Origin of the sequence: Bacillus norwichensis (genome assembly GCF_014836955.1) — a bacterium.
In the GTDB taxonomy this organism is placed as follows: Bacteria; Bacillota; Bacilli; order Bacillales; family Bacillaceae_C; genus Siminovitchia; species Siminovitchia norwichensis.
On the sequence record NZ_JACSPV010000080.1, the window covers coordinates 1 to 5,285 of the forward strand.

6 protein-coding genes are annotated in these 5,285 nt (G+C 41.1%); 3 read left to right on the forward strand and 3 right to left on the reverse strand.

All coding sequences use genetic code 11. The features are described from left to right. Positions 1–159: 159 nt before the first annotated feature. Complete coding sequence (kapB, locus tag H9631_RS21825; protein ID WP_191816514.1) at positions 160–570, reverse strand: sporulation phosphorelay system protein KapB; 411 nt, start codon at positions 568–570, stop codon at positions 160–162. A 208-nt stretch (positions 571–778) separates the two neighbouring features. On the opposite strand from kapB, the gene H9631_RS21830 reads away from it, so the two are divergent. The 3 genes from H9631_RS21830 (at position 779) to H9631_RS21840 (ending at position 2,685) form a co-directional block, all read left to right on the forward strand. Then, entirely contained in the window at positions 779–1,384 is a 606-nt protein-coding gene (locus H9631_RS21830; protein WP_191816516.1) for a peptidylprolyl isomerase, read from the forward strand. 218 nt (positions 1,385–1,602) lie between these two features. Then, a complete protein-coding gene (locus H9631_RS21835) occupies positions 1,603–1,830 on the forward strand; it encodes a hypothetical protein (RefSeq protein WP_191816518.1) in 228 nt (75 codons plus the stop codon). A gap of 324 nt (positions 1,831–2,154) precedes the next feature. Further along, entirely contained in the window at positions 2,155–2,685 is a 531-nt protein-coding gene (locus H9631_RS21840; RefSeq protein WP_191816520.1) for a superoxide dismutase family protein, read from the forward strand. Between the two features lie 83 nt (positions 2,686–2,768). Here the strand turns inward: H9631_RS21840 and H9631_RS21845 are convergent, their stop codons facing one another. Continuing rightward, on the reverse strand, positions 2,769–3,932 hold the full coding sequence (locus H9631_RS21845) for a MalY/PatB family protein (RefSeq protein ID WP_318246855.1): 1,164 nt from the start codon (positions 3,930–3,932) through the stop codon (positions 2,769–2,771). A gap of 69 nt (positions 3,933–4,001) precedes the next feature. Further along, the gene (locus H9631_RS21850; protein WP_191816524.1) at positions 4,002–4,823 is read right to left on the reverse strand and encodes an alpha/beta fold hydrolase; all 822 of its coding nucleotides are present in this window, start codon (positions 4,821–4,823) and stop codon (positions 4,002–4,004) included. Positions 4,824–5,285: the final 462 nt, after the last annotated feature.

Here is a 5,285-nt window from a genome sequence, read left to right on the forward strand (position 1 = left end):
TTTGTTGTCTAAACTGATAAACTTTGAATCTTTTTAGTATTTTGAATTGATATTTTTAATTAATGCAACGCTAGTGACTTTAGTTGTTAAAATATTCAACTTAGACGCATGCTGGGTGGACATTCTCCGAAACCATGAAAAAAAGCCGAATCGACAGATTCAGCTTTTGGCAATGTTCGGCCATTCAATGCCATACATCAATTCATATTCGGGAATTAAAATTTTTAAGGCTTCAAGACTGCGTTTGCTGAAGGGATTTTCAGGTTTGGAGGCCAGTTCATCATGGAGTTTTTGCACTGCGTCCTGCAAACTAACTTCGTACTTGGGAATATCATCTTCATATGGCCGAACCATATTGGATGGAACCTGGATCTGTTCTCGAAAGGCATGGGCTTTCCTTTCATGAAAGAAAGGGACTTCCACTTCTCGCGGATGATGGAGATTGCCTTGCATCGGATGTTTTAAAACAGCCAGTACACGCACAATACAGACATCTTGCTGGACCTTAGTAAGTTCTCCTATGTACGCCCCTGTTTTTCTAAAAGCTCTGACAATTTGTCCGTTTTCCATGTAATGATCACCTCTATGTTACTATTATGGCGGACATATGGTCAAAATGAAAGAATGATGATTTTTCAGCTTATATACTGTAAAGTAATCAATGGAGGTTTGTAAGTTGAAAAAGTGGAATCTTTTAATGATTTGTTGGATAATTTTCTTTTTGGCGGCCGGATGTGGCCAAAAAGAAAAAATAGAAAAGAGAAAAGGAGATATAAACATGTCAGAACAAGTTGCTTACCCGCAATTGACAACAGAAGTTGCAGAAAATGAGAAAGTCGTTCAAATGAATACGAATCTTGGATCAATCAAAATAAAATTGTTCCCTGAACAAGCCCCTAAAACAGTGGAAAACTTCATAAAGCACAGTAAAGATGGATATTATAATGGAATCATTTTTCATCGTGTTATCAAAGATTTCATGATCCAGGGCGGTGACCCGACCGGTACAGGAAGAGGCGGAGAAAGCATTTACGGCCAAACTTTCGAAGATGAATTTTCTGTGGACCTTTTCAATCTTCGCGGAGCACTTTCAATGGCAAATGCTGGACCGGGAACAAACGGCAGCCAATTTTTTATCGTCCAAAACAGCCATATGGATCCTGGAATGAAGGGGCAAATGGAAAGGGCTGGTTTTCCGAAAGAAATCGTCGATGCTTATATGGAACATGGCGGAACACCGCATCTTGACCATCGTCATACAGTTTTTGGACAAGTCATCGAGGGCATGGATGTCGTTGACAAAATTGCCAATGTAAAAACAGGCATGGCAGACAAGCCGGTCGAAGATGTTGCAATCGAAAGTATCGATATCATTAAAGAATAATGTTTGGGAATTACAGGTGTTTGCACAATGAATGAGCGATTTCGCACGATTATCTCAGATTTCGCTCAATTGAGAGAGGGCAGAGGCCTGTCCAAAAGTTTTACGCATATTTTGATAAAGCCGCCGCTTGGCGGCTTTCACATTTTTGCCACCTTTCCTCTATTGGAAGTGATGCTGTTATATGGGTATAATGAAAGTAATGCAATCAAGAGGAAGGGATGTTTAACGTGCTGTCCATTTTACAGTCATTTGTATTATACATGCCGTTTTTATATTTTCCGGAAGACAAGTCGGAATATATTCCAGCAGCTATTTCAATGGCCATTTTTGGCGTAGCCTGTGTTTTGACTTTTATCGTGATCAAAAAAGTATCAAAGAAGCAGGAACTAAAAACGAAAGAGATCGAAGAACAGATTAATCGCGAAAGAAACAGCAAGCACATATAAGCACCTCATTGGTGCTTTTTTTTATCGAATTGGGCGGCATAAAAAAGCCCTCCATGGTAAATAAATGTAGTAAGCTAACTACATTTATTTACCATGGAGAACCCAGCACATAAAAAGTATCCTATTGTTCAATCCAAATCAATGGGAGAGGTTTTCATTTGAAAACGAGAAACTGCTTATGTTTTTCAATGTAGGTGAACTTTGAACGAGGGTACAGTTTATTCACGACAGATGGCTTTGAGTACTCTTGTACACCCTCTGTCATCCCTGAATAAACCTTCTGCGCAATGGAAAGAATGGGAAAAAAGAGGCAGGAGGGAGACTATGAGAATACTGGGCTTTATGATCTTTGCTTTTTTTATTTTGGCAGGATGTATGAATCAGCCGCCAAAGAAATTTGATGTGGATATGAAAAATTCGGATGGCGATTCGATTGGAAAAATCACTTTTGAAGAGCAGGCAAAGGGGATAAAACTGAAAGGCGAATTAAAAGGACTGCCTGCGGGTGAGCTTGCCATGCATATCCATGAAAAAGGAACATGTGAGCCGCCAGATTTTGAATCAGCAGGAGACCATTTTAATTCGGATAAGAAAGAGCATGGTTTGCTCAATCAAAAGGGACCGCATGCAGGAGATTTGCCGAATCTCATAGTGGGTGAGGACGGTACAGCCAAGGTGAATATGACAGCGAGTGCTGTCACCTTTGAGGAAAAGAAAACCTCTCTTTATACAAAAGACGGGACTTCGCTTGTTATACATGAACAAGCTGATGACGGAATGTCTCAGCCTGCCGGAGGCTCAGGGTACAGGATATCCTGTGGGGAAATAACGAAAAACAAAAAGCCGGCGAAATAAAGATGGGGAAAAAAGAACGTCCTTAAAAAAAGGGCCGTCATAGAAAATCAATTTTTATGATTTTCTTGACAACCCCTGTCAAACTATTCGCCTAATGCCATTTGGAGCCTTCTCACGCCTTCACTCACTGTTTCTTTAGGGCATGCTACATTCATCCGAACAAAACCTTCTCCTCCAGGACCGTAGGCATGCCCGAAATTCAAAGCTAGTTTTCCTTTTTCTAGAATGCGCTTCTTTAGTTCTGCATCAGAAAGTCCGAGTTTGCGGCAGTCGATCCAAATGAGGTAGGTCCCTTCAGGATCAATCACATCTAAATCAGGAAGCTGAGAGCTGATTGTTTCTTTCACATAATCAATGTTGGAACGGATATATTCCAAAACTTCGTCAAGCCAAGCACCCCCATGCCTGTATGCGGCCTCCATTGCAATCGAGCCGAATGTATTCAGCATGGCAAAGCCGTCGCTTGCCTGAACAGCCGCTATTTTCGTTCGCAGTGTTTTATTGGGCACCACCATAAAAGAAGCCTGAACTCCAGCCAGGTTAAAGGTCTTTGTCGGAGCCATGAATGTCAAGGTGATGTCGGCAAATGACTCATCTAATGAGGCAATTGGAATATGCTTATGAGGTGCTGGTACAAGATCAGCGTGAATTTCATCAGAAGCGATCAATACATTATATTTCTTGCAAAGCTCTGCTATTTTGATCAATTCTTCCTTTTCCCAAACCCTTCCAGCAGGATTGTGAGGACTGCTTAATAAGAACATCTTCACTCCGCTTCCGAGTTTCTTTTCGAAATCGCCGAAATCAATTTCATAGCGTCCGTTTTTCAAAATAAGCTGTGAAATAGCCACCTCTCTTGAATTTCTTTCAATCATATGGAAAAAAGGTGTGTACACAGGTGACTGGACCAGAATTTTATCGCCGGGTTCAGTAAATGCTTGAATGGCTGTATGTATGGATGGAATGACGCCGGGACTGTATAGCAGCCATTCAGGTTTGATGCTCCAGTCGTGGCGTGTGTTTGTCCAAACGCAGATTGCTTCGTTTAAACTTTCAGTGACGATTGTATAGCCGAATATTCCATGATCCACTTTCTCTTTTAAAGCATCACTAACTTCCTTTGGTGGGCGGAAATCCATATCTGCTACCCACATGGGGAGAAGGTCTTCCCTGCCGAATAGATTTTTCATGCCGTCCCATTTTAGGGAGCGAGTATTTTTTCGGTCGATGTTTTCATTAAAGTTAATCAATCGTCGAACACCTCTCCTGCTCATTTTAGCCCCAATTATAGCTATTTGTAGCAGGAGTGTCAGCTATCAAGTACTCAAATTGAGAAAAAATTGGATTTCTTGATAAACTTCCTTTGGTCTTTCTTCTGGAACGAGGTGTCCTGTTTCTTTTAAAACAACGAGACGAGCATGTGGCAAATCCCGTTCAAGCCTTTTTCCGATGTTTAAGGGAACAATTTTATCATGGTCTCCCCAAATTAATAGACAAGGTGTTTGAATGCTCTGCAGAGCCTTTATTGACAAATCGCCTTCCCGATGTCTGAGTAGTCTGGCCAGTGCAGGAAAAATCCTCGTATCTTCAAATTGCTGTGCATAACCCTCGATCATGGAACTGTTGATTAAGGTCTGGTCATAGACAACACTTTTAAGATTACCAATCACACCCGTTTTTGCTAAGTAATGCTTGATGAAGATGGGAAAAAAAGGTAAATAAGAAGCGAGTATATGATGCCTTTTTGCCCGTGAATAATAGCTGGAACTTGAAAGAAGGATGACTTTATCGATTTTTTTTGGTGACTGGAGTATCATGTTCAGGGCAATCTGTCCTCCCATCGAATGTCCAGCCACTGAAAAACGCTCCACATTGACTACCTCGAGCAGCCGTAAAACTGTCGCTGCCATGTTTTTATAGGAGTAATGAAACTTTTTTGTTTTGTCGCTGTATCCAAAAGGAGGGAGGTCTATCGAAAGAACATGAAAGTCTTTTTCTAAATAAGGGACAAGCATGCGGAAACTGAAGGCGGATGATAAAAAGCCGTGTAGAAGAACGATTGTTTGTGCAGCGCTGGAGCTTCCACTTTCTTCATAATACAGACGTATGCCGTTGATCCATACTTTTTTTCCTTGCATACTAGTTCCCTCCTTGATAGGCCCACGAAAATAGAAAAAACGCGAGGTAAATGTTGATATGGCAAATTCTTGGCTGCTTTCCCAAATGAAGTCTGGATGACTGCTTCAATTGTATTTCCTGTCTGTCGGAACTGCTTTTTAACAAAGAAAAATTCGTGGCTTGAAAAAGCCACGACCATTTAATAAAAAAGGGGGAATATTGGAATGTCCTACTTTAAGTATAGCCCCTATATAGTTATTTTAAACACATGATTTCATGTTTCTTGAAGTTTAACTTCATTCAGCAGAAGTCTCCCACTTCTGTACGTGGTGAGATGAATGCATATTGTTATTCCATTCAGTGGGGGTTCAAACCCCGGCTGAATAAAGTTAAAGCCTCCGGCGAATGCCACAGATTTTCAGAGGAAACAATCGGGCGACGTTTCTCGTCGCCACCGTCTAGAATGAAAACTGATTCTTACC

What these genes read in the sequence shown, in the direction of transcription:
- kapB (WP_191816514.1), bottom strand. Translation starts at nt 570, where the DNA reads ATGGAAAACGGACAAATTGTCAGAGCTTTTAGAAAAACAGGGGCGTAC.
- H9631_RS21830 (WP_191816516.1), top strand. Translation starts at nt 779, where the DNA reads ATGTCAGAACAAGTTGCTTACCCGCAATTGACAACAGAAGTTGCAGAA.
- H9631_RS21835 (WP_191816518.1), top strand. Translation starts at nt 1,603, where the DNA reads ATGTTTAACGTGCTGTCCATTTTACAGTCATTTGTATTATACATGCCG.
- H9631_RS21840 (WP_191816520.1), top strand. Translation starts at nt 2,155, where the DNA reads ATGAGAATACTGGGCTTTATGATCTTTGCTTTTTTTATTTTGGCAGGA.
- H9631_RS21850 (WP_191816524.1), bottom strand. Translation starts at nt 4,823, where the DNA reads ATGCAAGGAAAAAAAGTATGGATCAACGGCATACGTCTGTATTATGAA.